Source organism: Streptomyces sp. NPDC046303 (assembly GCF_055588085.1).
This window is the reverse complement of sequence record NZ_JBVJFA010000004.1, coordinates 102,490-127,933: the sequence shown is the minus strand read 5'-3', so window position 1 is coordinate 127,933 and position 25,444 is coordinate 102,490. Positions and strand designations below refer to the sequence as shown.

General features: G+C 72.1%; 21 protein-coding genes and 1 tRNA gene. 14 read left to right on the top strand and 8 right to left on the bottom strand.

The window, feature by feature from the left end:
- Nucleotides 1–2: 2 nt before the first annotated feature.
- Together ACZ6I1_RS05650 and ACZ6I1_RS05645 are read left to right on the top strand one after the other, a co-directional pair.
- Nucleotides 3–1,436 (top strand): NarK family nitrate/nitrite MFS transporter, encoded by a 1,434-nt coding sequence (locus ACZ6I1_RS05650; protein WP_469283436.1) that lies wholly within the window; start codon nt 3–5, stop codon nt 1,434–1,436.
- Between the two features lie 37 nt (nt 1,437–1,473).
- Nucleotides 1,474–1,674, top strand: a complete 201-nt coding sequence (locus ACZ6I1_RS05645; protein ID WP_469283434.1) for a hypothetical protein — start codon at nt 1,474–1,476, stop codon at nt 1,672–1,674.
- A 37-nt stretch (nt 1,675–1,711) separates the two neighbouring features.
- On the opposite strand, the gene mscL is transcribed toward ACZ6I1_RS05645, so the two are convergent.
- The 6 genes from mscL to ACZ6I1_RS05615 all read right to left on the bottom strand — a co-directional run bounded on the left by mscL (nt 1,712) and on the right by ACZ6I1_RS05615 (nt 7,923).
- Complete coding sequence (mscL, locus tag ACZ6I1_RS05640) at nt 1,712–2,230, bottom strand: large conductance mechanosensitive channel protein MscL (protein ID WP_469283431.1); 519 nt, start codon at nt 2,228–2,230, stop codon at nt 1,712–1,714.
- Nucleotides 2,231–2,335: 105 nt separating this feature from the next.
- Nucleotides 2,336–2,872: a hypothetical protein gene (locus ACZ6I1_RS05635; RefSeq protein WP_469283429.1), complete on the bottom strand. Its 537-nt coding sequence runs from the start codon at nt 2,870–2,872 to the stop codon at nt 2,336–2,338.
- A 432-nt stretch (nt 2,873–3,304) separates the two neighbouring features.
- On the bottom strand, nt 3,305–4,138 hold the full coding sequence (locus ACZ6I1_RS05630) for an S-methyl-5'-thioadenosine phosphorylase (protein WP_469283426.1): 834 nt from the start codon (nt 4,136–4,138) through the stop codon (nt 3,305–3,307).
- 88 nt (nt 4,139–4,226) lie between these two features.
- Nucleotides 4,227–4,535, bottom strand: coding sequence for an FmdB family zinc ribbon protein (locus ACZ6I1_RS05625; protein ID WP_469283425.1), 309 nt, complete (start codon nt 4,533–4,535; stop codon nt 4,227–4,229).
- A gap of 67 nt (nt 4,536–4,602) precedes the next feature.
- Nucleotides 4,603–5,946, bottom strand: a complete 1,344-nt coding sequence (locus tag ACZ6I1_RS05620; protein ID WP_469283423.1) for an MFS transporter — start codon at nt 5,944–5,946, stop codon at nt 4,603–4,605.
- A gap of 393 nt (nt 5,947–6,339) precedes the next feature.
- The gene (locus ACZ6I1_RS05615; RefSeq protein WP_469283421.1) at nt 6,340–7,923 is read right to left on the bottom strand and encodes a potassium/proton antiporter; all 1,584 of its coding nucleotides are present in this window, start codon (nt 7,921–7,923) and stop codon (nt 6,340–6,342) included.
- 223 nt (nt 7,924–8,146) lie between these two features.
- Between ACZ6I1_RS05615 and ACZ6I1_RS05610 the strand changes: the two genes are divergently transcribed.
- A complete protein-coding gene (locus tag ACZ6I1_RS05610) occupies nt 8,147–11,023 on the top strand; it encodes a penicillin acylase family protein (protein ID WP_469283419.1) in 2,877 nt (958 codons plus the stop codon).
- Between the two features lie 13 nt (nt 11,024–11,036).
- Here ACZ6I1_RS05610 and ACZ6I1_RS05605 read toward each other — a convergent pair whose 3' ends face one another.
- Nucleotides 11,037–11,645 carry a 5-formyltetrahydrofolate cyclo-ligase gene (locus tag ACZ6I1_RS05605; RefSeq protein WP_469283417.1) on the bottom strand — a complete coding sequence of 203 codons (609 nt, stop codon included), beginning with the start codon at nt 11,643–11,645 and terminating at the stop codon, nt 11,037–11,039.
- 95 nt (nt 11,646–11,740) lie between these two features.
- Here ACZ6I1_RS05605 and galU point away from each other — a divergent pair, with 95 nt between their 5' ends.
- The 9 genes from galU (at nt 11,741) to ACZ6I1_RS05560 (ending at nt 22,440) form a co-directional block, all read left to right on the top strand.
- Nucleotides 11,741–12,643, top strand: coding sequence for a UTP--glucose-1-phosphate uridylyltransferase GalU (gene galU / locus ACZ6I1_RS05600; RefSeq protein WP_469283415.1), 903 nt, complete (start codon nt 11,741–11,743; stop codon nt 12,641–12,643).
- A 4-nt stretch (nt 12,644–12,647) separates the two neighbouring features.
- Nucleotides 12,648–14,006 (top strand): molybdotransferase-like divisome protein Glp, encoded by a 1,359-nt coding sequence (glp, locus tag ACZ6I1_RS05595; protein WP_469283413.1) that lies wholly within the window; start codon nt 12,648–12,650, stop codon nt 14,004–14,006.
- A gap of 71 nt (nt 14,007–14,077) precedes the next feature.
- Nucleotides 14,078–14,557: a cyclic pyranopterin monophosphate synthase MoaC gene (moaC, locus tag ACZ6I1_RS05590; RefSeq protein WP_469283410.1), complete on the top strand. Its 480-nt coding sequence runs from the start codon at nt 14,078–14,080 to the stop codon at nt 14,555–14,557.
- Between the two features lie 113 nt (nt 14,558–14,670).
- Nucleotides 14,671–15,171, top strand: a complete 501-nt coding sequence (locus tag ACZ6I1_RS05585) for a MogA/MoaB family molybdenum cofactor biosynthesis protein (protein ID WP_469283820.1) — start codon at nt 14,671–14,673, stop codon at nt 15,169–15,171.
- Entirely contained in the window at nt 15,168–15,797 is a 630-nt protein-coding gene (locus tag ACZ6I1_RS05580) for a GNAT family N-acetyltransferase (protein ID WP_469283818.1), read from the top strand. Before ACZ6I1_RS05585 ends, ACZ6I1_RS05580 begins: the two co-directional genes overlap by 4 nt.
- A 159-nt stretch (nt 15,798–15,956) precedes the next feature.
- Complete coding sequence (gene sepX, locus ACZ6I1_RS05575; RefSeq protein WP_469283408.1) at nt 15,957–16,994, top strand: divisome protein SepX/GlpR; 1,038 nt, start codon at nt 15,957–15,959, stop codon at nt 16,992–16,994.
- Nucleotides 16,995–17,072: 78 nt separating this feature from the next.
- Nucleotides 17,073–17,146, top strand: a tRNA-Ala gene (locus tag ACZ6I1_RS05570).
- 392 nt (nt 17,147–17,538) lie between these two features.
- Nucleotides 17,539–18,105: a DUF4253 domain-containing protein gene (locus tag ACZ6I1_RS05565; RefSeq protein ID WP_469283405.1), complete on the top strand. Its 567-nt coding sequence runs from the start codon at nt 17,539–17,541 to the stop codon at nt 18,103–18,105.
- A 348-nt stretch (nt 18,106–18,453) separates the two neighbouring features.
- Nucleotides 18,454–22,440 (top strand): hypothetical protein, encoded by a 3,987-nt coding sequence (locus tag ACZ6I1_RS05560; RefSeq protein WP_469283402.1) that lies wholly within the window; start codon nt 18,454–18,456, stop codon nt 22,438–22,440.
- A gap of 82 nt (nt 22,441–22,522) precedes the next feature.
- On the opposite strand, the gene ACZ6I1_RS05555 is transcribed toward ACZ6I1_RS05560, so the two are convergent.
- On the bottom strand, nt 22,523–22,987 hold the full coding sequence (locus tag ACZ6I1_RS05555) for a DUF6463 family protein (protein WP_469283400.1): 465 nt from the start codon (nt 22,985–22,987) through the stop codon (nt 22,523–22,525).
- Nucleotides 22,988–23,006: 19 nt separating this feature from the next.
- Here ACZ6I1_RS05555 and ACZ6I1_RS05550 point away from each other — a divergent pair, with 19 nt between their 5' ends.
- Entirely contained in the window at nt 23,007–23,609 is a 603-nt protein-coding gene (locus ACZ6I1_RS05550; protein WP_469283398.1) for a TetR/AcrR family transcriptional regulator, read from the top strand.
- The gene (locus ACZ6I1_RS05545; RefSeq protein ID WP_469283396.1) at nt 23,596–24,936 is read left to right on the top strand and encodes a CoA transferase; all 1,341 of its coding nucleotides are present in this window, start codon (nt 23,596–23,598) and stop codon (nt 24,934–24,936) included. The genes ACZ6I1_RS05550 and ACZ6I1_RS05545 overlap by 14 nt, the downstream gene beginning before the upstream one ends.
- Nucleotides 24,937–25,444: the final 508 nt, after the last annotated feature.

Here is a 25,444-nt window from a genome sequence, read left to right as displayed (position 1 = left end):
CCATGTCCATACCCACCCCCACGCCCACCCCGACCGCGGGCCGCTCGCACCGCGCGGAGACCTACAAGCCCGGCGCCACCATCGGCGACTGGCGGCCCGAGGACGAGGGTTTCTGGCAGTCCACCGGCCACAAGGTCGCCCAGCGCAACCTGTGGATCTCGATCCCCGCGCTGATGCTCGGCTTCGTGGTCTGGCAGGTCTGGTCGGTCACCGTGGTCAAGCTCAACGACGTCGGCTTCGGCTTCTCCAAGTCGCAGCTGTTCTGGCTGACGGCCATCCCCGGCATCACCGGCGGTACCTTCCGGATCCTGTACACCTTCATCGGGCCGATCTTCGGCGAGCGGAAGTTCACCGCCTTCAGCACGATCGTCCTGGCCGTTCCGATGCTGTGGCTGGGCTTCGCGCTCCAGGACACCGGTACCCCGTATTGGGAGCTGGCGCTGATCGCGGCCGTCTGCGGCATCGGCGGTGCCAACTTCGCCTCCTCGATGGCCAACATCGGCTTCTTCTTCCCCAAGCGGGAGAAGGGCAGCGCCAACGGCCTCAACGGCGGACTCGGCAACCTCGGCGTGAGCGTGGTCCAGCTGGTCGCCCCGCTGGTGGTCACCGCCGCCGTACTCGGTGCCCCGGCCGGCGGTCCCCAGCACGACGCCAAGAAGAACACCGACATCTGGCTGCAGAACGGCGCCTTCCTCTGGGTGCCGCTGCTGGTGATCATGGCGCTGCTCGCCTGGTTCCTGATGAACGACCTCAAGGTGGCCGCGGCCCCCTTCAGCCGGCAGAAGGTCATCTTCAAGCGCAAGCACAACTGGCTGATGACCTGGCTCTACGTCGGCACCTTCGGGTCCTTCATCGGCTTCGCCGCGGGCCTGCCCCTGCTGATCAAGAACAACTTCGAGACGCAGGGCTACCAGGCCACCACCTATGCGTGGATCGGCCCCTTCGTCGGCGCGCTCATGCGGTGGGCCGGCGGCTGGCTCTCCGACAAGCTCGGCGGCGCCAGGGTCACCCTGCTGTCCTTCGCCGGCATGGCGGCCTCGCTGGTGGTGGTGATCTTCGCGTTGCCGCACAGCGGGGACCAGGGCAGCTTCTGGGCCTTCTTCATCGGCTTCCTGGCGGCCTTCGCCTTCTCCGGCCTCGGCAACGGCTCGACCTTCCGGCAGATCCCGGTGATCTTCCGGGACCAGCACATGCGGGAGGCCGAGGGCAAGGGTTCCCAGGCGCAGGGCGCCGCGCTGAAGCAGTCCGAGATGGAGGCGGGCGCCGTCACCGGCTTCTCCTCCGCCATCGCCGCCTACGGCTTCTTCTTCATCCCCGCGATGTTCGCCGCCATGGCGGTCACGCACGCGCTGTGGATGTTCATCGGCTTCTACGCCACCTGCCTGGCCGTGTGCTGGTGGTTCTACGCCCGCAAGGGCGCCGAGGCCCCCAGCTGAGCGGGGCCGCCCCCGGGGGCGGCCGTACTCTGGAGGCATGAGCACCCCCGCCGCCCCCGACCCGCAGCACGCGCCCGCCGCGGCGCCGAAGCCCAAGCCCCGGCTCGTCTTCGACGACCCGCTGGACCAGCAGTCCTCGGACGACACGGACCGGGGCTGGGGCGAGCGGCCGCCCGCCGGCGGAAGCGCTGCCGATCTGGCCCGCTTCCTCGACGAGAAGCCCCCGCACCACATCTGAGCCGCCGCGACGGCGCCGCCACGGGCAGACCGACCGGCTAGAACTCGTCGCGCGATCCCGGTGCCCCGGGGCCCCCGCCGTTCGCCCCGCGTTGCGCGACCAGCGCGTCCCGGATGTCCTTGAGGACCTCCAGCTCCGTGATCTCCATGGTCTCCTGGACGCCTTCCTTGGCCTTGCGGCGCGCCTCCACCTTGGCGAGGTACTTCGCCATCGGCAGCACCATGAGGAAGTAGACGACGGCCGCGGTGATCAGGAAGGTGAGCGCGGCGTTGAGCACCGAGCCCCAGAGGATCTCGACGCCCGTGGGCTGGCCGCTCGGGTCGAGGCCACAGGGGTCCTTCAGGCACGACTTGTAGACGTCGAGGTTCTTGGTCCCGATGGCTCCCACCAGCGGGCTGATGATGCCCTTGACGATGGAGTTCACGATGTTCGTGAACGCCGCGCCGATGACCACGGCGACCGCGAGGTCCACCACGTTGCCGCGCATCAGGAAGGCCTTGAAGCCCGCCAGGACGCTCTCCTTCTTCTTCTCGCTCACCACTGAGCCTTTCTTCATGTGTGCCGAACACGGAGCCAACGGTTCCGAAAACTACGGCAGTACGGCCACGACGTGTCCAATCGGCCCCTGTCGAGCGGTGACTTGACCGGCCGGGTGTGCGAATCAACACAACGTCACCGCCAGTCGGGCCGTCGCGCCCGCGCCCACCAGGGCCCGCGCGGTGTCCCGGGGCACCGACAGGACCACCAGCGCCCCGCCGTCCCCCGCCCCCACTCCGGGGTCGGCACCGGGGACTTCGGCAACCCGGGCCCCCGCCGCCACCACCCTCGGCGGTCCCGCACGCTCCGCCGCGACCACGTCGACCCGGTCCCCGGGCCGCAGCAGCCGCACCGTCGCCGCGTCGGCGATGCGCACCGGGGCCGACACCATCCGCACCGCCGCGGGCGGAGCCGCTCCCCTGGAGGGCCGTGGCTCCGCAGGCGCGGCTCCCCGCGAGGCCTGCGCCTCCGTCCCGCCGACGGCCAGTGCCGCCGCCGCGACGGCCAGCCCGGCCGCGACGGCCCGCCGCCGGCGCCGCAGGGCCCTGCGCAGCCGGTCGCCGCCCCGCCCGACCCGCAGCGGGGGAAACGGCGGGACGGGGCGCGCGGGGGGACACGTAGAGGTGCACACGGAAGAAGAGGGCGTAGAGGTACGGGACATGAGGGCCACCACCAGTCGGAGTGAGTCGCTGTGCCCGGACCAGGCGCCCGGACACGTCTCACGATCCGCCCTCCCGCCGACGCCCGCTGCGGCCTGTGGGCAATCCCCAGGTTGTGGACAACGCCGTCACCCGCGGGGGTTAGCGCACCGGTGGGCAGTCGCGGCAGCGGCCGGGGGCGGGGGAGCGGAAGGCCCGCTCGCATCCGTCGCAGGTCTGGAAGGGGTCAGGCCGCGGGGTGATGCTGACGGGAGTTCCGTTGGGCAGCGACTGGATGTGGCCCTCGATCGGGATTCTGAGTCCCGGCCGGGGGGGCCGACGTATGGCGGGTTGTGGAGGCGAGCGGCCGGATCCCGCATTTCCGCGCCCCGGCGCCGCCCACCAAACCGCTCCGGCGGCGGAAGCGGCCGGACGCCCCCCGGCCGCGCGCGCGGCTACGGCAGTTCGATGCCGAGGTCCCAGCCGTCGTGGGCGTGCGTGCACAGGCAGTCGCGCGACTCCGTCGACGGGAGGGCGGCCACCGCGTCGAAGAGGACCTCCCGCAGGCGGCCCACGTTCTCGCCGAAGACCCGCAGGACCTCCGTGTGGGACACGCCCTCGCCGGTCTCGGCGCCCGCGTCCAGGTCCGTCACCAGCGCCATCGAGGTGTAGCAGAGCCCCAGCTCCCGGGCGAGGACCGCTTCGGGGTGGCCCGTCATGCCGACCACCGACCAGCCCGCCGCCGCGTGCCAGCGCGACTCGGCGCGCGTCGAGAAGCGCGGCCCCTCGATGACGACCATCGTGCCGCCGTCCACCGGCTCCCACTCCCGCCCCCGGGCCGCCGACAGCGCGACCGACCGCCCCACCGGGCAGTACGGGTCCGCGAAGGTGGTGTGCACGACGTTCGGCACGGTGCCGTCGGGCAGCGGCTCCCCGTCGAAGAAGGTCTGCGCCCGGGACTTCGTACGGTCCACCAGCTGGTCGGGAACGAGGAGGGTGCCCGGGCCGTACTCGGTCCGCAGGCCGCCGACCGCGCACGGGCCCAGCACCTGGCGGACGCCCGCCGAGCGCAGCGCCCACAGGTTGGCCCGGTAGTTGATCTTGTGCGGCGGGACGGTGTGGCTGCGCCCGTGCCGGGGCAGGAAGGCCACCTGCCGGCCGGCCAGCTCACCCACGTACAGGGAGTCGCTCGGAGGCCCGTACGGCGTCTCCACCTGGATCTCGGAGACGTCCTCCAGGAAGGAGTAGAAGCCCGAACCGCCGATGACACCGATCTCTGCGTTCACCATGCCGCCACCCTAACGGGGGACGCGAAAGGCCCCGCTGCCCGGTGGGCGGCGGGGCCGTTCGACGCGGAAGCGTAGAGGCGCGTGGGCGTCAGGCAGCCGAGGTGGAGCTGCTGCCCGCGCTCGACGACGTCGAGGAGGACGAAGCGGCGGGTGCGGCGGCGGCCGTGGGCGTCGACGAGGTCGAGGCGGGCTTCGAGGCAGGAGTGCTGCTCGACGAAGCGCCGCGGCTGTCGTTCCGGTAGAAACCGGAGCCCTTGAAGACGATGCCGACTGCGGAGAACACCTTCTTCAGGCGTCCGTCGCAGCTCGGGCACACGGTCAGCGCGTCATCGGTGAACTTCTGCACGGCCTCAAGGCCCTCACCGCATTCGGTGCACTGGTACTGGTAGGTCGGCACGAATTTCCTCCTGGCACTCTCACTCAATGAGTGCTAACGACGCTCCATGGTGACGTATTCCGGCGGATCAGTCCACCGTCACCGGCACGCGGTGACCCATCCCACGCTCGTTCACCGTGTTCCGGACCGCCTTCGGGGCGGCGGGCGCGGGCGCGGACGCGTTCACGATCCGGCTCGGAGCCTGCGGGGCCAGCTTCGCGCGCAGGGCCAGCAGGGTGACCAGGGCCAGCGCGGTGGCGGCCATCGGCACCAGGAAGCCGTACGAGGAACCGTGCGCGTCCGTCAGGCGGCCGGCCAGGGTCACGGCGACGGCTTGCCCGAAGGCGACCGCTCCGGTCAGCCAGGTGAAGGCCTCGGTGCGCGAGGCGGCCGGGATCAGCTGCTCGATCATGGTGTAGCCGGTGATCAGCGCCGGGGCGATGCACAGGCCGACGACCAGGCCGAGCGCACCCAGCAGGATCGCCGAGTTCGCGGCCCACAGGACCGAGGCCGCGGCGGTGAGGCCGACGTAGCCCAGGATCAGGCGGCGGCGCGGGCCGATCTTCCAGGCGATGGCGCCCATGGCGATGCCGGCGACCATGTTGCCCGCGGCGAAGACGCCGTAGAGCAGGCCGTTGGCGCCCGGGTTGCCGATCTCGTTGGAGAAGGCGGCGAGCGAGACCTGCATGCCGCCGAAGACGGCGCCGATGCCGAGGAAGGCGACGATCAGTACGCGCAGGCCCGGGAAGGACAGGGCGGAGGCGTGCTTCTCGCCGTTCGCCGGGCGGCCGGCCGGCTTGGGCTGGGTGGCGCGCTGCGCGGCGAAGACCAGACCGCCGGCGAGCGTCAGGGTCGCCTCGGTGATCAGGCCCGCCGAGGGGTGGACCTGGGTGCACAGGAAGGTCGCGAGCACCGGGCCGACGACGAAGGTGAACTCGTCGGTGACGGACTCGAACGCGGCCGCGGTCGGCAGCAGCGGGGAGCCCTCCAGCTTGGCGGCCCAGCGGGCGCGGACCATCGGACCGGCCTGCGGGACGGAGGCGCCGGCCGGGACGGCGGCCAGCACCAGCGCCCACAGCGGGGCGCCGAGCAGGGCGAGGCCGGCCAGGGCGCCGACGGAGGCGGTGTGCGTCAGGGCGGACGGAACCAGGACGGCGCTCTGGCCGAACCGGTCGGTGAACTTGCCCATCAGCGGGGCGAACAGCGCCATGGACACACCCGTGACGGCGGTGACGACGCCCGCGGCGCCGTAGGAGCCGGTGGTGTGCTGGACGAGCAGGAGGATGCTGACGGTGAGCATCCCGAAGGGGAGCCGGGCGGCGAAGCCGGGAAGTACGAAGCCCAGGGCGCCGGGGGTGCGCAGGAGCTGCCCGTAGCCGGGGCGGGCGGTGTGGGACGTAGCGGATGTTCCGGTCGTGACCGCGGATGTCACGGCCTTGCCTTTCCGCTGCCTGGTAGAGCGTCCCCGTCTGCGGACGGTACGCCGCCTTGTGAGCGGCCGCACCCGTACATGTGGGAGCCCCGAGAGCTGTCCTCTTGCGCAGAACCGAGTGATACCTGGGCGCCCACTGCGGGGGGAGCCACGGCCGCTTTGCGGTCGCGCCAGCTCTGCGTCAGGCAGAGTTGGTTCGATCTGTTGTGCCTTAATCGTACAGGGGAACCCGCCACCACGCCCTGTGATTGCGCTGACAAGGCATGTCTTCACCTGCGATTAACGGCCCCGTCGGCCCGCGAGACCCGAGTATATGGGCTCAAAAGCGGTCATACGCCACCGAAATTGGCCGAATTAGAACGCTGCTCTAAGCCGGGACTCCACCAGGACGCGTCACCGGCGCGAGCGCGGAGGCCCGCCAGGAGGCCCGCCCGGAAACCCACCCGGAGGCCCGCCCGGCCGCCCGTTCCCACCCGTCCCCAGCCACCCGGCCAGCTTGCCGCCGCGGGCCACCGCGCGCAGCCGCGCCTCGGCCGCGTCCCGTACCGGATCCGTGGCCACCACCAGCAGCTCGTCCCCGCGCCGCAGCACGGTCGACGGCAGCGGTACGAAGCTCTTCCCCTCCCGGACCACCAGCGTGACCGAGGCTCCCGGCGGCAGCCGCAGCTCGCTCACCTCGACGCCGTGCATCCGCGAGGCCGGCGGGATCGCGAAGGACAGCAGGTGCCCGCGCAGCTTCTCCAGCGGCGCCGACTCGATGCCGAGGTCCGAGGCGGTCTCGGCGGTGGCCCCGAGCTCCAGCTTGCGCGCCAGCCAGGGCAGCGTCGGCCCCTGCACCAGCGTGTAGACGACGACCAGCACGAAGACGATGTTGAAGACGCGGTCGCTGCCCTCGATCCCGGACACCATCGGGATGGTCGCCAGGATGATGGGCACGGCTCCGCGCAGGCCGGCCCAGGACATCAGGGCCTGCTCCCGCCAGGGGATCCGGAAGGGCAGCAGGCTGACGAGGACCTCCAGCGGCCGCGCCACCATCGTGAGGACCAGCCCGATGATCACGGCGGGCCAGAAGTCGTGCACCAGCTCGTGCGGGGTGACCAGCAGGCCGAGCAGGACGAACATGCCGATCTGGGCGATCCAGCCGAGCCCGTCCGCGAACCCCCGGGTCGCCGGCCAGTGCGGGAGCTTGGCGTTGCCGAGCATCATCGCGGCCAGGTACACGGCGAGGAATCCGGAGCCGTGGGCCATCGCACCCGCCGCGTACGCCGTCACGGCGATCGCCATCACGGCGATCGGGTAGAGGCCGGAGGCGGGCAGTGCCACGTGCCGCAGTCCGTACGACCCCAGGAAGCCGACGGTCAGGCCGATCGCGGCGCCGATGGCCAGCTCCAGGGCGATCTTGCCGAGCAGGACATACCAGTCGTCGATCGGGCCGACGGTGGAGAAGGCCACGACCAGGATGACGACGGGTGCGTCGTTGAAGCCGGACTCGGCCTCCAGCACGCCCGTTATCCGGGAGGGGAGCGGGACCTTGCGCAGGACGGAGAAGACGGCGGCCGCGTCGGTCGAGGAGACGACCGCGCCGATCAGGAGGGCCTGGCGCCATTCCAGGCCGACCAGGTAGTGCGCTCCCGCGGCCGTGATGCCGACGCTGATCGCGACGCCCACGAGCGAGAGGGCGATCGCGGCCGGCAGGGCCGGTCTGATCTCTTTCCACTTGGTGCCCAGACCGCCCTCGGCGAGGATCACGACGAGTGCGGCATAACCGATGACCTGCGTCAGCTCGGCATTGTCGAATACGACGTTGCCGATGCCGTCCTCGCCCACCGCGATGCCTATGCCGAGGTAGATGAGCAGGCTGGGGAGGCCGCTGCGTGAAGAGATGCGTACCGCCGCGACGGCGACGAGCAGCACGAGCGAGCAGACCAGCAGAAGCTCATTGAGCGTGTGGACAGTCAGCGGGCGACCCTTCCTCACAGCGCGCGGAGATCCGGGGGATCGTTACTCCAGCGGCAGGTTCGGCACGTAGTTCGTTACCTTACCTAATCTTTGACGTTCCCTTTACGTGCTAGCCACATTGTGAAACGCCCGTTCGTCCCTGTCCTCGCCAGCTCCACCCCTGGCGGATCAACGAGCCGGGTCCTGCGCCTATGGTTGCTCCCAGCACTCCCAGGACCACCCTGCCCCTCTAAGGACAGCGATGCCCGCCAACGAAACCGCTCCTTCCGTCAAGAAGAAGGGACGACGTGCCCGTCTGATCGTGCTCGTGCTGGTCCTGGCGCTCTTCGCGGGCCTCGGCTACGGGGCGTACTGGAGCGTGGACGGCGTGCGCGCCTCCTTCCCCCAGACGACCGGCTCCCTCAAGGTGCCGGGGCTCACCGGGACCGTCGACGTCAAACGCGATGCCCACGGCATCCCGCAGCTCTACGCCGACAACGACGACGACCTCTTCCGCGCGCAGGGCTTCGTCCACGCGCAGGACCGGTTCTGGGAGATGGACGTACGCCGCCACATGACCTCCGGGCGGCTCTCGGAGATGTTCGGCGCCGGCCAGGTCGAGACCGATGCCTTCCTGCGCACGCTGGGCTGGCGCCAGGTCGCGCAGGCCGAGTACGACAACAAGCTCTCGCCGGAGACCAAGAAGAACCTCCAGTCCTACGCCGACGGGGTCAACGCGTACCTGAAGGGGAAGTCCGGCAAGGACCTCTCCGTCGAGCACGCCGCCCTCAAGCTCAGCGACGGCTACCAGCCCGAGCAGTGGTCGCCGGTGGACTCGGTGGCCTGGCTCAAGGCGATGGCCTGGGACCTGCGCGGCAACATGCAGGACGAGATCGACCGCGCGCTGATGTCGAGCAAGCTCACGCAGGCGCAGATCGACGAGCTCTACCCGCCCTACCCCTTCGACCGGAACAAGCCGGTCGTCGACGGCGGCAAGATCGAGGGCGGCAAGTACGCACCCCAGGGATCCGGCGGCTCCGCCTCCACGGGCGGCACCGGCTCGGGCAGCGGCAGCGGCACCGGCAGCGGCTCGGGCAGCGGCACCCCCATGGGCTCCCAGGCCTCCGCCACGACGGGCGGCGGCAACGGCAACGGCACCGGCCTCGCCGACAACGCCACCGCCCAGGGCGCGGCCGTCGGCCTGCGCACCCAGCTGACCTCCCTGGCCAAGACCCTGGACGAGATCCCCGCGATCCTCGGCCCCAACGGCAGCGGCATCGGATCGAACTCCTGGGTGATCTCGGGCCGCTACACGACCACCGGCAAGCCGCTGCTCGCGAACGACCCGCACCTGTCGCCGCAGCTCCCCTCGGTCTGGTACCAGATGGGCCTGCACTGCCGCACGGCCTCGGCCCAGTGCCAGTACGACGTGTCCGGCTACACCTTCTCCGGCATGCCCGGCGTGATAATCGGCCACAACGCCGACATCGCCTGGGGCATGACCAACCTCGGTGCCGACGTCACCGACCTCTACCTGGAGCAGGTCAAGCCCGAGGGCTACGTCTACGACAACAAGGTGGTCCCCTTCACCACGCGTGACGAGGTCATCAAGGTCGCGGGCGGCGCCAGCAAGAAGATGACCGTCCGCATCACCAACAACGGCCCGCTCGTCTCCGACCGCAGCGACGGGCTCGCCGAGGTCGGCTCCCGCGCCCCCGTCGCCAGCTCCGCGCCCGACCGCGGCAACGGCTACGCCGTCGCTCTGCGCTGGACCGCCCTGGAACCGGGCAAGTCGATGGACGCGGTCTTCAAGCTGAACAAGGCCAAGGACTTCAACGAGTTCCGCAAGGCCGCCGCCGACTTCGAGGTCCCCTCCCAGAACCTGATCTACGCCGACGGCAAGGGCGTCAACGGCAACATCGGCTACCAGGCCCCCGGCCGGATCCCGGTGCGCGGCGCCGGCGACGGCCGGATGCCCGCGCCCGGCTGGGACTCCAAGTACGCCTGGAAGACCGACAAGGCCGGCAACGTCGAGTACATCGCGCAGAACGAACTGCCCTACGAGTCCAACCCCTCCCGCGGCTACATCGTCACCGCCAACCAGGCGGTCGTGGAGAGCGGCACCGGGGCCGGCAAGTACCCGTACCTGCTGACCACCGACTGGGGCTACGGCGCCCGCAGCCAGCGGATCAACGACCTCATCGAGGCGAAGATCAAGGACAGCGGCAAGATCTCGACCGACGACATGCGCGCCATGCAGATGGACAACAGCAGCGAGATCGCCGCGCTGCTCACCCCGATGCTGGCCAAGATCGAGGTCTCCGACCCGGACGTGCGCTCCGCCCAGAAGCTCCTGGAGGGCTGGAACTACACCCAGGAGAACGACTCGGCCGCCGCCGCCTACTTCAACGCGGTCTGGCGCAACATCCTCAAGCTGGCCTTCGGCGACAAGATGCCCAAGGAGCTGCGGATCCAGGGCAGCTGCATGAACGTCCGCGCCGACAGCAGCGGTCCGGCCGACGAGCTGGCCGAGGTGGTCCGCGAATGCGGCAGCCGCGGCGACGACTCGGCGCAGCCGGACGGCGGCGACCGCTGGTTCGAGGTGGTCCGCCGCCTGGCCAAGGACGAGAAGTCGCCGTGGTGGAGCGCGCCCAAGAAGGGCTTCGCCCAGCCGGCGACCACCACCCGCGACGAGCTGTTCGCCCGCGCCATGGAGGACGCCCGCTGGGAGCTGACCGCCAAGCTCGGCAAGGACCAGTCCACGTGGAGCTGGGGCCGGCTGCACCAGCTCACGCTGAAGAACCAGACGATCGGCACCGAGGGCCCCGGCTTCATGCAGTGGCTCCTCAACCGCGGCCCGTGGAACCTGGGCGGCGGCGAGGCCACCGTCAACGCCACCGGCTGGAACGCCTCCAGCGGCTACGGGGTCACCTGGGTGCCGTCGATGCGGATGGTCGTGAACCTCAACGACCTCGACAAGTCCCGCTGGATCAACCTGACGGGCGCCTCCGGGCACGCGTACAACGCGCACTACACGGACCAGACGACGATGTGGGCCAAGGGCGAGCTGCTGGACTGGCCGTTCGGCAAGGACGCCGTGGACAAGGCGACGGTCGACACCCTGACCCTCAAGCCCTAGCCAGAGCCTGCCGCTAGAAGCGCAGCACCCCGGAAGGGGTGGCGACCGCCTGGACGGGGTGGTCGTGCGGTTCCTCCGGGACCCGCGCGACCACCTCGTCGTCGTAGAGGAGCACCACCAGGGCCGGATGGGCCCCGGCGCGCTCCAGCCGCTCCAGGACCCGGTCGTACGAGCCCCCGCCGCGGCCCAGGCGCATCCCGCGGCCGTCCACCGCGAGCCCGGGCAGCAGCACGGCGTCGGCCGCGGTCACCGCGTCCGGCCCGAGCGCCGGGCCGGTGGGCTCCAGGAGCCGCATCTTTCCCGCGTGCGCGGTCTCGGCGAGGCTCTGCGGGCCCTCGTACGCCGCCCAGTCGAGGTCGTTGTCGGGCAGCAGCAGGGGCAGCAGCACCCGCTTTCCGGCCGCGCGCAGGGCGTCGAGCAGGGCGCGGGTGCCGGGTTCCGTGCCGACGGAGACGTACGCCGCCACCGTTCGGGCAGCGGCCAGTTCGGGCAGCCCGAGGGCCGTGACGGCCAGCGCCTCGGCCGCCGCGCGGCAGGCGTCGGGGGACAAGGCGCGGCGGGCGGCGAGGAGTTCCCGGCGCAGTCGAGCCTTCCTGGAAACGGGATGCGGATTCTCTGTCACAGCGGATTCAAATATCCTCGGGAAATCGGCACATAAGCGGACCTACCTACCGCGATCTGGCCTGGCGTTCGGCAGGACCCACTATCGTTCGGGGCATGACTATGTTGCACCCCGTGATCAAGAAGGCCGTGATTCCGGCTGCGGGCCTCGGCACTCGCTTCCTTCCGGCGACCAAGGCGACCCCGAAGGAAATGCTTCCCGTTGTGGACAAGCCGGCCATTCAGTACGTGGTCGAGGAGGCCGTGGCGGCCGGGCTCGACGACGTCCTCATGATCACTGGGCGTAACAAGCGCGCTCTGGAAGACCACTTCGACCGGAACTACGAGCTCGAGTCCGCCCTCACCGCCAAGGGCGACGACGACCGGCTGAAGAAGGTCCAGGAATCCAGCGACCTGGCCACCATGCACTACGTCCGCCAGGGCGACCCCCGCGGCCTCGGCCACGCCGTGCTGTGCGCCGAGCCGCACGTCGGCCGCGAGCCCTTCGCCGTCCTGCTCGGCGACGACCTCATCGACCCGCGCGACCCGCTGCTGCGCCAGATGTCCGACATCTACGCCCGCACCGGCGGCACCGTCATCGCGCTCATGGAGGTCGACCCGGCCAACGTGCACCTGTACGGCTGCGCCGCCGTCGAGGCCACCGACGAGGACGACGTGGTCCGCATCACCGGCCTCGTCGAGAAGCCGGAGCCCGCGGACGCACCCAGCAACTACGCGGTCATCGGACGCTACGTCCTCAACCCCGCGATCTTCGACATACTGCGGGAGACCGAGCCGGGCCGCGGTGGGGAGATCCAGCTCACCGACGCCCTGCAGAAGCTGGCCGCCGACGAGACCATCGGCGGCCCGGTGCACGGAGTGGTCTTCCGGGGCCGCCGCTACGACACGGGCGACCGCGGCGACTACCTGCGGGCCATCGTCCGCCTCGCGTGCGAGCGCGAGGACCTGGGCCCGGAGTTCCGCACCTGGCTTCACCGTTACGTCACGGAGGAGATGTAGCACCTTGAGCAGTTCCGCACCGCAGGATCCACGACCCGCGGGCGGCCACCGCCTGTGGTCCGTGGACGAGCACCTCGCGGACGTCCTCGCCACCGTCCGGCCGCTGGAGCCCATCGAGCTCCAGCTGCTCGACGCCCAGGGCTGTGTCCTGGTGGAGGACGTCACCGTGCCCGTCGCCCTCCCGCCCTTCGACAACAGCTCCATGGACGGCTACGCCGTCCGTACGGCCGACGTCCAGGGCGCGAGCGAGGAGTTCCCCGCGGTGCTGACGGTCATCGGGGACGTCGCGGCGGGCAGCGGTGAGCTGCCCACCGTGGGCCCCGGCGAGGCCGCCCGCATCATGACCGGCGCCCCGCTGCCGCCCGGCGCGGAAGCCGTCGTACCGGTCGAGTGGACCGACGGCGGCACGGGCGGCGGCGCGGCCTCGGGGATGACCCCGGCCAGTGCCGCCCCGGAGGGCGCGGGCGGCGAGGTGCGGGTGCACCGTCCCGCCGAGGCCCGGGCCCACGTCCGCTCCCGCGGCAGCGACGTCCAGGCCGGAGACCTGGCCCTGGCGGCCGGGACGGTCCTCGGACCGCCGCAGATCGCCCTGCTGGCCGCCATCGGGCGGGGCACCGTACGCGTGCGGCCGCGTCCGCGCGTGGTCGTCCTGTCCACCGGCAGCGAGCTCGTCCAGCCGGGTGAGGCGCTGGTCTCCGGGACGATCTACGACTCCAACAGCTTCGCGCTGGCCGCGGCCGCGCGGGACGCGGGGGCGATCGCCTACCGGGTCGGCGCCGTCGCGGACGACGCCGACACCCTGCGCGCCACCATCGAGGACCAGCTGATCCGGGCCGACCTGCTGGTCACCACGGGCGGCGTCAGCGTCGGCGCCTACGACGTGGTCAAGGAGGCGCTGTCCTCCGTGGGCTCGGGCGGCGCGGCCGCCGAGGACGTCGCCGGCGGCGGGATCGACTTCCGCAAGCTCGCCATGCAGCCCGGCAAGCCGCAGGGCTTCGGCACGATCGGCCCGGACCACACCCCGCTGCTGGCGCTGCCCGGCAACCCGGTGTCCTCGTACGTCTCCTTCGAGCTGTTCGTGCGCCCCGCGATCCGGGCGCTCATGGGCCTGCCGGAGTCCGAGGTGGGCCGTCCGTCGGTACGGGCGGTGCTCAAGGCCGACAAGGCGCTGGGCTCCCCGGCCGGCCGCCGGCAGTTCCTGCGCGGCAAGTACGACGCCGAGAGCGGAACGGTCAGCCCGGTCGGCGGATCGGGCTCGCACCTGATCGCCGCACTGGCCCACGCCGACTCGCTGATGGTCGTACCGGAGGACGTCACCTCGGTGGAGCCGGGGAGCGAGCTGGAAGTGGTCCTGCTCGGCTGAAGTCCGGCCGGTGCGGGTAGCGTGTGTCGCACCACACAGGCCCCCCGGGCCCAGAGCGGAGCGGCACAGCGATGAGTACCGAGAGCAGGCTCACCCACATCGACGAGGCCGGCGCGGCCCGGATGGTCGACGTCTCGGAGAAGGACGTCACCACCCGGACGGCACGCGCCAGCGGGCGGGTACTCGTCTCCCCCCGGGTGATCGAGCTGCTGCGCGGCGAGGGCGTCCCCAAGGGCGATGCCCTCGCCACCGCGCGGATCGCCGGGATCATGGGCGCGAAGAAGACCCCCGACCTGATCCCGCTCTGCCACCCGCTGGCCGTCTCGGGAGTGAAGGTCGACCTGAAGGTCGCCGAGGACGCCGTCGAGATCCTCGCCACCGTCAAGACGACCGACCGTACGGGCGTCGAGATGGAGGCCCTGACGGCCGTCGCCGTCGCCGGGCTCACCGTGATCGACATGGTGAAGGCCGTCGACAAGGGCGCGGTCATCACGGACGTGCGGGTGGAGGAGAAGACCGGCGGCAAGTCCGGCGACTGGGCGCGCTCGTGAACGCCCCGCGCGGCGGCGAGGTGCACAGCCACAGCCACGGCCACGGCCACGGTCACCCTGCGGAGGCTGTACCCGGGGCACCCGTACCCGTACCCGCTGCCGCGGGCAGGGCGCTGGTGGTCACGGCCTCGAACCGGGCCTCGCAGGGCGTGTACGCCGACAAGGGCGGCCCGCTGCTGGCCGAAGCGCTGGAGAAGCTCGGTTTCGCGGTGGACGGCCCCCGGGTCGTCCCCGACGGCGATCCCGTCGAGCAGGCGCTGCGGGAGGGCGTGGCCGCCGGGTACGACGTCATCCTGACCACCGGCGGCACCGGGATCTCGCCGACGGACCGCACCCCGGACGCCACGGCGCGGGTGCTGGACTACGAGGTTCCGGGCATCCCGCAGGCCATCCGCGCCGAAGGGCTGGCGAAGGTGCCGACCGCGGCCCTGTCCCGGGGCCTGGCGGGCGTGGCCGGACACACGCTGATCGTCAACCTGCCGGGTTCGACGGGCGGGGTGCGCGACGGCCTCGCCGTGCTGTCCCGGATCCTGCCGCACGCGGTGGACCAGATCCGCGGCGGCGACCACCCCAGACCGGGGGAGCCCGCGGAGCCTTCCGGGAGCACGAGCTGAACAGCCCCTCGTGGCCGGTCGTCCTGACGGACGGAGACGTCACGCTCCGGCCGATAAAGCTGCGGGACCAGAAGGCGTGGCGCGAGGTCAACCGCCGCAACCGCGAGTGGCTCCGGCCGTGGGAGGCCACGATCCCGCCGCCCGCGCCGTGGGGGCCGGTGATCCAGCGGCCGACGTACCGCCAGATGGTCCGCCACCTGCGGGCGGAGGCGAACGCGGGTCGCATGCTGCCGTTCGTCATCGAGTACCAGGGCCGTCTCGTCGGGCAGCTGACGGTCGCCGGGATCACCTGGGGTTCGATGTGCGCGGGCCACATCGGCTACTGGGTGGACCGCGAGGTCGCGGGCCGCGGTGTGATGCCGACGGCGGTCGCGCTCGCGGTGGACCACTGCTTCGGGAAGGTCGGTCTGCACCGCATCGAGGTCTGCATCCGCCCCGAGAACGGTCCGAGCCGTCGGGTGGTGGAGAAGCTCGGCCTGCGCGAGGAGGGCCTGCGGCCGCGCTACCTGCACATCGACGGGGCCTGGCGCGACCACCTCGTCTACGCGGTCACGGCGGAGGAGGTTCCGGAAGGGCTGCTGAGGCGATGGCACCGGGCACGCCACGCACAGTCCCCGCCGAAATGAAGAAACGAATATCCGTTCGAATTAAGACTCGCACGGAACCGATTCGCCCATAACCTGATCCGAAGAGTCACAAAAAAAGTCCGTGATATCAGCGAGATCGCGCGACACACCGGCCCAATTGGCCGATCCCCCCGCCCGTACCCCTCTACGGTGTGAGGTGTGAGCAGCAGCGGCCTCATCTACGCAGTCATTGTCGGGGCCTGGGCCGCCTACTTGGTGCCCATGTGGCTCCGGAGGCAGGACGAGCTGAACGAAGCCCGTCCGACGGAACGCTTCTCCACTGCCATTCGGCTGCTTTCCGGCCGGGCGGGAATGGAGCGCCGTTACGCCAAGGGACTGCGTGAGCGCGGTGACGAGCAGGCGGAGCCCCAGCCCCACGCGGACCCGGACGCCGCGACGGAAACGGTGAATTCCGTTGACGCCGACGCCCGGGCCGTCGTCGTGCCCCCGACCAGGGCGGAGCCGAGACCGGCCGCCGCCGAGCGGGAGCAGCGCGCGGAGCGGGCCCGGCGCGAACAGCGCCTCCAGGTCCTCGCGCGCCGCCGCCGCACCACCGCGCTCCTGTTCCTCGTCTTCACCCTCGGCGCGGTCGTCGCCGCGGTCGGCGGGCTGCGCTTCCTGTGGGCTCCGGCCGTGCCCGCCCTCCTGCTGAGCGCGTACATCGTGCACCTGCGGGTCCAGGAGCGCCGGCGCTACGAGTTCACGATGGACCGGCGCCGCGCCGAGGCCGCCGCGCGGCACCTGCGGGAGAACCGCCAGCGCCGCCGCGAGCCCGAGACCGGTGCCGCGGGCACCGAACCGGACCCCGCCCCACCGGTCTCCCCGCAGGAGGCCGGACGGCGCGCGCTGGTCGAGCAGACCGACCACGCCGAGTGGGTGGACCAGCAGCGCGAACGCGAACGCGGCCCCGCCCGCGGTGACAGCTGGGAGCCCGTCCCGGTGCCGCTGCCCACGTACGTGACGGCCCCGGTCGCCCCGCGCGCCACCGGCCCGGCGACCCCGGACGCCTGGAGCGCCACCCGCTCCAGCACGGCCGAGCCGACGGAGCCCCGCCTGCGCGCCCAGCCCGCGGTCCCGGCCCCGAAGCAGGAGACGAAGCCCCCGACCACCCCGCGCCCGCGCGGCCGCGACCGGGGCCGCACCCCGCTGTTCGACCAGTACGAGAACGAGGACCGCCCGCGCGCTGCGAACGAGTGATCGGTGACCTGCGCGGACGCTCCCGGATACGCGTTTTGGAGCACCCGCGCGGGGATGCTAATGTTTCACACGTCGCAAGGGCCTGTGGCGCAGTCTGGTAGCGCACCTCGTTCGCATCGAGGGGGTCTGGGGTTCAAATCCCCACAGGTCCACAGACGACAGTTCTCGAGTAGCTCTCGAGAATCGTCACGAGATCCCGCTCAGCCGAAAGGCTGGGCGGGATCTCGGCGTTTCCGGGGTGGATGCGTCCGAGGCGGCCCGATCGGGCAGTTGGGGCTTCCGCAGCTAGCATCCGCCTGTGAACGCCGAGCCCCGACCCATCATCGATCCCCCACTTCCGCCGGGGCGGATGATCACGTCCGATGAGGGAGACGGGGACGCGCAGCCCCTATGGCTCAGTGACGGCCCGGCCACGGGCGAGCTGTGGACGCGGCTGTACGCCGAACACACGCGGACTGGTCTGTGGCCGCTGCTGCTTGACTCGCCGGATCCGAACGATGGCCCATTCCGCCCGTGGGGAACTGGGGAGATCTTCCCCGAGCAGATGTCCTCGCCGGCAAGCCACGACCCTGCCCGCCTCCTCGCACACTGGTGGGCGACCCATACGGCCGTCGACGAACACGACGACATGCTCGACAACGACAGGCGCCTCGCTGTCACGGCTCCGTTCGGACAGACCTGGCCCGGCCTCGCGCCCAGCCGGGAGACGGCAGCCAACCCCGACCATCTGGCCTCGGAGTACGCGCGGGCGTTCCTCGCCGACCGCCCACACACACGTCTGGGGCTGGTCGCGGCACCATCCGGTGCGGAGGCGCTGGCTGTCGTGGGCTGGGACGGACCCTGCAACCACGACAACGACACCGCGAAGTTCTCCGCCGTCCTCCGTGACTGGGAACACCGCTTCGGCGCCCGTGTCGTCGCCGTCGGGTCGTCCACGCTCCACCTCAGCATCGCCGCGCCACCGGCGGACGAGCACGAGGCCCTTCTGGTCGCGGCAGAGCACTTCGCCTTCTGCCCGGACAACATCTGGCAGGGCAGCCGACCGTACACACTGGCCGCGTACGCCGAGGGGATCACCGGCGTCCACAACTGGGACTTCTGGTGGGACTGATCGGCCGGAACGGAGACGCCCGGTGATTTTGGAGCGGCGAAGCAGGTGGTGGCGTCCGGCGCTGGGCGGCGGGGTGGCCGTGCTCACCGCGCTGGTGGGCGGGTGCTCGGCGGCGGGGAATGGCGCCCCGGCGGCGGACCGGTCATCGGGGCACGTGTCGCACTGGGAGGGACTGCAGGACGACTCGACGACCGTACGAGCCGGGCCTGCCTCAGCGGCGTCGACTGAGGGGCGGTGTACTCGCGGGTTAACCCCGTGGCGTTACCCCAGGTCGGCGCGGCTAAACTCCGCCTGCCCGTAACTCCCGTGAGCGTCACCGGGGTCGGGTCTGCTTGGACTGGGGGGTTCATGAGTTTGCTGCCCATTGGCAGAAGAGCGGGCAGGAGACGGGGGAGAGGCCGTGGGGCCGTTGCCGCCGGTGCTCTGCTGCTCGCCGTACTGACCGCGGTCAGCGGCCAGGGCGGATCCGCGTTCGCCGCTGCCGCGCCGCCCGAGGCCGCCGCCTCGGCGCAGGCCGAGCCGGCCGCACCGGCCCCGTCCGGGCCCAAGGCCCCGCCGAAGGCGGACCCGAAGGCCGACCGCGAGGCCGCCGTGCGGGCGCTCGCGGAGAGCGGCGTGGCAGAGGCCTGCCCGGCGGCCCTCGCGCCGCACACGACCGTCACCTGCACGGTCGACCCGTACAAGACCGCCTCCTTCGCGCTGACGCTGCCGCAGCAGAAGGACGTGGTGCTGTACCAGGTCATCCACGCGCGGTGGGCCCACTACAGGCTGGTCGCGCCGGACGGCACCGCCGTCGCCTGCGAGAACGTCCTCGGCAGCGGCTCCGCGGGCGGCGCCATGCGCTGCTCCACGGGCACGGCGGGCACGTACAAGCTGGAGGTCACGGACTCCTACGGCATGGAGAACGCCATCTCCGTGTCGTACGTCCCGCTGCTCTCCTCCACCGCCTGCAAGACGGTCGGCGCCGCCGACCGCAAGCTCGGCGCCCCGACCGTGTTCCACGGTTCCCTGGCCGCCGGCTCGGCGGGGGACTGCTACACGCTGGACCTGGCCGCGAACGACGTGCTGCGCACGCACGCTTCCACCTACCGGGTGCTGCAGACGGTCTACGACGCCGCCGGCAAGGAGATCTGCACCTCGCGGAGCCGTGAGGGCGACACGCTCGACTGCAAGCTCACGGGCACCGCGCCGTACCGGATGTCGGTGCTGCAGGGCTCAGGGGCTGCCGAGGAGTACGACGTCACCGCTGCCCGGCTCTCCAAGGCGGAGGGCTGCGCGGTCGTCGAGCCGCAGGCGTTCGGGTCCGCCCCGGACCTCAGCTCGGCGGCGCGCTGCCGGATCCTGCGGGTGGCCGGCGCCGGACTCCACAGCTTCGGGCCGGTCTCGGCCACCGGCACCCCCTACGGCGGGCTGTACACCTCCGACGGCACCGCGCTGGGCACCACCTGCTCGCAGGGTGCCTGTGAGCTGGCCCAGGGCGACTACACCTGGGCGGTCGACCCCCGCAGCGCCGACGCGGGTGCCTTCGGCATGGCCTTCTACTCCGCCAAGGAAACCCGGGGCTGCACCGCCACCCACGACAACGGCCTGGTGGCCGGAGCCGCGACCGGCACCTTCGGCGGGCCCGGGCAGCGCCTCTGCCTGACCCTGCCGACCGCCACGGGCAAGGGCGTCTACCTGCTCAACCGGCCGCCGGCCGAAGGCACCAGCACCGGAGCGAAGGTCTACGACGCGTCGGGCGTCCAGCAGTGCGACAACGAGGGTTACGGGTACCGCGTCTGCAAGCTGACCGGCACCGCCCCGTTCCGCGCGGTGCTCAGCGGCGACGCGTCCAAGGCGTTCGGGCTGGTCATCCACCGGACCGAAGAGGCCGCGGGCTGCACCGCCTGGCGGCAGACCGGATTCGACGGCACGTGGGGAGCCGAGGCCTCGCTCTCCCCGGAGGTGCGTCACGTCTGCCTGAGCGTGCCGGCGAACGGGCACTCCACGGCTGAGATGCTCGACTACGCCAATCTCGCCAACAGCGTCAACGCCTCGGTCCAGCTGGTCGATCCGGCAGGCACCGTGGCGTGCAACACGGCCGGCGGCTCCACCACGATATGCCCGCTCACCGCCGGTGTTCCGTACACCGCGATGCTGCTCGCTTCGGGGTGGCAGCCCGACACGTACAAGCTGGTCCGGCGCGATGTCTCGGCGACCGCGAACTGCACCGTCCCGGCTTCGACGAAGGTGGGCGGCCAGTCCGCGCCCTTCGACCTGACCTCGGCGCTCGACGCCCGCTGCGTCCGGGTCACGGGGGCCGCCTCGGACAAGTTCTGGCTGAGCTCGCGCACCCTCGGGGACGCGCGTTACGAGCCGTCCACCCTGCTGATGGTCGTGGACGCCGCCGGCAAGTACGTCTGCCGGCAGTGGGGCGTCTCGTGCCGGGTCACCGGCTCCACCTCGTACGTCGCGATCGTTCTCGCCTCCGGCTACAAGGACAAGCCGATCCACACCAACGTGGACACCTGGAAGGTCGGCACCGCGGCGGGGTGGGCACCGGAGTGCACCGCCAACCAGATCTCCGTCGACGGTTTCCCGGTGCGCAGCGGCACGCTCACCGAGGCCTCGAGCGGTTACTGCGCGGTGATCGACATGAAGCCCTCGCAGGCCTTCAACGTCGTCGGCACGAGCAGCGTCACGACGTACCCGCAGACCCCGGCCATCGACCTGGTGAGCGGTTCCCTGTGGACGAGCACCAGCATGGAGTACCAGTGCGGCAGCTCGTACGGGGTGTTCGGCGCCCGGTGCCAGGCCGGCCACAGCGTCGCCCCCGAACGGGTCGTCCTGATGCTGAGCGCGGCCAAGACGGCCACTCCGGTCGAATACAGCATGCAGGGGATCTGCGACAGCGGATGCACCCGCCCGCCGAACCCGCTGCCGACGTCGATCAGCCCCGCCACCGGCGCCGCCGGGACGCAGACCCAGGCCGTCATCCGCGGTACCGGGCTCACCCTGGGCACCAAGGTGGAGCTGAAGTCCGGCAGCACGGACGACAAGCTCATGAAGCCCGTCTCCGTCAACGCCGACGGCACCGCGCTGACCGTTCTGGTCGACACCAACGGGCTGACGGCCGGCACGTACGACGTCATCCTCGACGGCATCGGGTACACCAGCGGCGTGCCCTCCCCGGGCTACCTCCCCAAGGCGTACACGGTGACGGCCGCGGCGACGCCGGCGAAGAGCCGGTTCGTGCCGGTCACGCCGTCGCGGTTCCTGGACACGCGGGACGGCACCGGGGCGACCAAGGCCCGGGTCGGTCCCGGTGGGGTCGTCACTCTGCAGGTCGCGGGTGTGAAGGGCGTTCCGGCGACCGGGGTGACCGCGGTCGTGATGAACGTGACCGCCGTCCACCCGACCGAGGCCGGGCACGTGATGGTGTACCCCAACGGGCAGCCGAAGCCGGCGGTGTCGAACCTCAACTTCGCGGCGGGGCAGATCGTCCCCAACCTGGTGACCGTCCCGGTCGTCAACGGGAAGGTGGACCTGCGCAACAACGCCGGGTACGTCGACCTGATCGCCGACGTCACCGGGTACTACACCGGCAAGGCCGACACGGGATCGGCGCTGACGCCGATCACGCCGTCGCGGTTCCTGGACACGCGGGACGGCACCGGGGCCACCAAGGCCCGGGTCGGTCCGGGTGGTGTGGTCGCGCTTCAGGTGGCCGGTGTGAAGGGCGTTCCGGCGAGCGGGGTGACGGCGGTCGTGATGAACGTGACCGCCGTGAACCCGACGGAGGCCGGGCACGTGACCGTCTACCCGAACGGGCAGGCGGCGCCGGGGGTGTCGAACCTCAACTTCACCGCCGGGCAGGTCGTGCCGAACCTGGTGACGGTGCCGGTGGTGAACGGGAAGGTGGACCTGCGCAACAACTCGGGTTCGGTGGATCTCATCGCCGACGTCACGGGCTACTACTCGGCCACCGGGTCGACGTTCTCGGCCGGTTCGCCGGTACGGCTGCTCGACACCCGGGACGGGACCGGCGCCCGCGCCGGGGCCGTGGGCCAGGGGGGCATCGTCAGCCTGCAGGTCGCGGGGGTCGAGGGCGTGCCGCTGAGCGGGGTGACGGCGGTGGTCCTCAACGTCACCGTCACCAACCCCACGCAGGACGGTCACCTCATCGTCCAGCCGCACGGGGTCGCACGTCCCAACGTGTCGAACCTCAACTTCCTGGCCGGGCGGACCGTCTCGAACCTGGTGGTCGTCCCGGTCGTCGACGGGCGGGTGACCTTCTACAACAACACCGGTTCCGCCGACGTGATCGCCGACCTGAACGGCTGGTTCACCGCCTGACGGACCCGTACGCACACCGAGGGGCCCGTCCGATCTCGCGATCGGGCGGGCCCCTCGTCCGTGGTGGTGGGGGGGCGCACGGCTACGCCGGCGTGGATGATCCGTGCCGGGAAGACGCGCGCCGTGCGAGAAGGAGCAGCGTCACCGGGACGAGGCCGAGCAGGAAGCCGGAGGGCTCGAGGATCCAGGCGCCGAGGAGGACCCATGCCCCCAGGGCCCAGCCCAGGTAGGGCGGGATCTCCTGGCCGGTGCGGGCCATCCGCGTGACGAGCAGTCCGAGCAGGATCAGGGGTACGGCGAAGCTGCCGGGCAGGGCCCAGAACCCGCTCAGCGAGGCGGCGTTGGAGGGGTCCTCGATGGCGGCCGTCCCGTGCAGTTCGCCGCCCAGCCAATCGCCCCATCTCGACCAGGTCCTGACGGTGAGGAAGGCGATGTGCACGACGCCGATCACCACCGTGCTGCGCCCCGCCCAGAGGGTCAGGGTGCGGGCGCGGGCCGCAGCGGCGGGAGCGGGCTTATTTACGGTACTACCAGTTCCGATACTCATAGTTCCCTATCGTGGACCCATGCAGCCTTCGAAGCAACCCCCCGGCCGGCCGCGGGACAGCCGCGTGGACGACGCGATCCGCGACGCGGTACGCGAGTTGGTGGCGGACGCGGGATACGCCGCACTGACCATGGACGCCGTGGCCGCCAAGGCGCGCGTGGGCAAGGCGGCCATCTACCGGCGCCACGCCTCCCGCGGCGAACTGGTCTTCGCCGCGCTCGTGCACGGGCGGGAACCGCAGCCGCTGCCGGACACGGGAACACTGCGCGGGGACCTCACCGCGCTCGCCCACCTGACCCTGGAGGTCTTCTCCGACCCGGTCGTCGCCGCCGCGACCCCCGGCCTGCTCGCCGACCTGAAGCAGCAGCCCGACATCGCCGCGCGCTTCCAGGAGACCTTCATCGCCGGAGAGCGCGCCGAGGTGGCGGAGCTGCTGGAACGGGCCTTCGCGCGCGGCGAACTGGCCGCGCCGCCGGACCCCGCGCTCGTCCATGCCGCGGTACTAGGCACCGTGTTCGCCTGGGTGTTCCTCCTGGCCCAGCCCCCCAGCCCGGCCCTCGCGCCGCGCATCGCCGCGATGGCCGTGGCGGCGTGCGGAGAATGGAGCCATGACGATCACTGATGAGCCGGACGGTGCGACGGCGCAGGCGTGGGCCGCGCTCGGCGGGGCGCCGGAGCTCGCGGGGCGGGTGCGGTACCGCGGGGCGCCGGGGCTGGGGCAGGGGCCGCTGCCGGTACGCGAGTTGGCGCGGGCCACGGTCGGGGCGTGCGCGCTGGCCGCGGCGGAGCTGGCCGCCGTACGGGCCGGGGGTGGCGTGGCCGACGCCGTCCCGGCCGTCGTGGACGAGGGCGCCGTCGCGACGGCCTTCGTCAGCGAGCGGCACCTGCGGGTGCGGGGGCGGGAGCCGGTGAACTTCGCGCCGCTGTCCGGCTTCTGGCGGGCGGCGGACGGCTGGGTGCGCACCCACGCCAACTACCCGCACCACGAGGCCGCGCTGGTACGGGCCCTGCGGCTGCCGTCCGCGACGCCGGAGGCGGTACGGGACGCGGTGGCGGGCCGGACGGCCGTCGAGGTGCAGGAGCGCGCGTACGGGGAGGGCGGGCTCGCGGTCGCCGTGGCGGGGGAGTACGGGGACCCGCGGCCGCTGGTCGAGACCGTACGGGAGTCCGGGGCGACGGGCCGGACGCCGGGGCCGGCCCCCACGGGGCTGCCCGCGGCCGGGGTGCGGGTGCTGGACCTGACCCGGGTGATCGCCGGGCCGGTCGCGACGCGCACGCTCGGACTGCTGGGCGCGGACGTGCTGCGGATCGACTCGCCGGGGCTGCCGGAGGCGGCCGACGCGTACGCGGACACCGGCTTCGGCAAGCGGTCGGCGCTGCTGGACCTGGCGGCGGCGGGGGACCGGGCGGTGTTCGAGGAGCTGCTGGCCGGGGCGGACGTGGTGGTGACGGGGTACCGGCCGGGCGCGCTGGAGCGGTACGGGCTCGGGGCGGCGGAGCTGCTGGAGCGGCGGCCGGGGCTGGTGGTGGCCCAGCTGTGCGCCTGGGGCTGGGACGGGCCGTGGGCCGGGCGGCGCGGCTTCGACTCGCTGGTGCAGGCCGGCTACGGGATCGCCGCGCGGTGTGCCGGTGCCGACGGGGTGCCGGGGGTGCTGCCGGCGCAGGCCCTCGACCACGGCACCGGATATCTGGTCGCGGCCGGGGTGCTGCGGGCGCTGGCGGAGGGGGGTGGGCGGGCCCTGCGGTTCTCCCTCGCGGGGACGGGGTCGTGGCTGGTCCGGGAGGTCCCGGCGGCCGGGCCGGGTGTACCCGGTTATGCGGCCGGGCCGTGGCTCCGTGAGACGGACTCGGGGTACGGGCGGCTCCGGTACGCGGTCAGCCCGTTCGGGGACTGGGCGGCGGGCCCGTCCCGCTGGGGCGCGGACCGGGCCGTCTGGCTTCCGCGGTAGCGCGACCGCGGGGCCCGCTGCTGGGGCTCCGCCCCAGGCCCCGCGCCTCAAACGCCGGCGGGGCTGGATGGGGCTCGGGTTCCGCCCCAGGCCCCGTGCCTCGAGCGCCGGCGGGGCTGGATGGGGTCGGGTCGGTGGGGTGTGTGCGGGCCCGCTGCTGGGGCTCCGCCCCGGGCCCCGCGCCTCAAGCGCCGGCGGGGCTGGATGGGGTCCCGCCGGTGGCGTGGCCGCGGGTCGTTTGCCAGGGCTCCGCCCCGGACCCCGCGCCTCAAGCGCCGGCGGGGCTGGATGTGGCTTGGGCTGGTGGGGTGGCCGCGGGTCGGTTGCTGGGGCTCCGCCCCAGGCCCCGTGCCTCAAGCGCCGGCGGGGCTGGATGTGGCTCGGGCTGGTGGGGTGTGTGCGGGCCCGCTGCCGGGGCTCCGCCCCAGGCCCCGCGCCTCAAGCGCCGGCGGGGCTGGATGGGGCTCGGGCTGGTGGGGTGTGTGCGGGTCGGTTGCTGGGGCTCCGC

What these genes read in the sequence shown, in the direction of transcription:
- ACZ6I1_RS05650 (WP_469283436.1), top strand. Translation starts at nt 3, where the DNA reads ATGTCCATACCCACCCCCACGCCCACCCCGACCGCGGGCCGCTCGCAC.
- ACZ6I1_RS05645 (WP_469283434.1), top strand. Translation starts at nt 1,474, where the DNA reads ATGAGCACCCCCGCCGCCCCCGACCCGCAGCACGCGCCCGCCGCGGCG.
- mscL (WP_469283431.1), bottom strand. Translation starts at nt 2,230, where the DNA reads ATGAAGAAAGGCTCAGTGGTGAGCGAGAAGAAGAAGGAGAGCGTCCTG.
- ACZ6I1_RS05635 (WP_469283429.1), bottom strand. Translation starts at nt 2,872, where the DNA reads ATGTCCCGTACCTCTACGCCCTCTTCTTCCGTGTGCACCTCTACGTGT.
- ACZ6I1_RS05630 (WP_469283426.1), bottom strand. Translation starts at nt 4,138, where the DNA reads ATGGTGAACGCAGAGATCGGTGTCATCGGCGGTTCGGGCTTCTACTCC.
- ACZ6I1_RS05610 (WP_469283419.1), top strand. Translation starts at nt 8,147, where the DNA reads ATGCCCGCCAACGAAACCGCTCCTTCCGTCAAGAAGAAGGGACGACGT.
- galU (WP_469283415.1), top strand. Translation starts at nt 11,741, where the DNA reads ATGACTATGTTGCACCCCGTGATCAAGAAGGCCGTGATTCCGGCTGCG.
- moaC (WP_469283410.1), top strand. Translation starts at nt 14,078, where the DNA reads ATGAGTACCGAGAGCAGGCTCACCCACATCGACGAGGCCGGCGCGGCC.
- ACZ6I1_RS05565 (WP_469283405.1), top strand. Translation starts at nt 17,539, where the DNA reads ATGTCCTCGCCGGCAAGCCACGACCCTGCCCGCCTCCTCGCACACTGG.
- ACZ6I1_RS05560 (WP_469283402.1), top strand. Translation starts at nt 18,454, where the DNA reads ATGAGTTTGCTGCCCATTGGCAGAAGAGCGGGCAGGAGACGGGGGAGA.
- ACZ6I1_RS05555 (WP_469283400.1), bottom strand. Translation starts at nt 22,987, where the DNA reads ATGAGTATCGGAACTGGTAGTACCGTAAATAAGCCCGCTCCCGCCGCT.
- ACZ6I1_RS05550 (WP_469283398.1), top strand. Translation starts at nt 23,007, where the DNA reads ATGCAGCCTTCGAAGCAACCCCCCGGCCGGCCGCGGGACAGCCGCGTG.
- ACZ6I1_RS05545 (WP_469283396.1), top strand. Translation starts at nt 23,596, where the DNA reads ATGACGATCACTGATGAGCCGGACGGTGCGACGGCGCAGGCGTGGGCC.